This window comes from Desertibacillus haloalkaliphilus (genome assembly GCF_019039105.1).
GTDB classification, from domain to species: Bacteria; Bacillota; Bacilli; order Bacillales; family KJ1-10-99; genus Desertibacillus; species Desertibacillus haloalkaliphilus.
Genome location: NZ_JAHPIV010000320.1, coordinates 1 through 382, shown reverse-complemented (window position 1 = coordinate 382; position 382 = coordinate 1). Strand labels below are relative to the sequence as shown.

The 382-nt window shown below is 47.1% G+C and carries 1 pseudogene; it reads right to left on the bottom strand.

Going from position 1 to position 382, the window contains the following annotated elements:
- Positions 1–382: pseudogene (locus tag KH400_RS22135) on the bottom strand (acetyl-CoA C-acyltransferase); the annotation flags it as partial.

Here is a 382-nt window from a genome sequence, read left to right as displayed (position 1 = left end):
CCCCTGGCCTCCGCCGCTGCATATTGCTGCGATTCCGAGGCCGCCGCCTCTTCTTTTTAGTTCATAGGCTAGTGTTAAAATGATACGGGTGCCGCTTGCGCCGATTGGGTGGCCAAGAGCGATTGCTCCTCCGTTTACATTGATTTTGCTCGGGTCAACCTCAGCAATTTGCTTGCTTGCTAAAGCGACGGCAGCGAAGGCTTCGTTGATTTCAAAAAGGTCGATGTCTTCTACTTTTTTGTTCGTCTTTTCAAGAAGTTGTTTAATGACTAAACCTGGTGTTTTCGGGAAGTTTTCTGGTTCAATAGCTAGTGCGGTATGTGCAATAATTGTTGCTAAAGGCTTGAGTCCTGCTTCTGTTGCTTTTGCTTCAGACATGAGA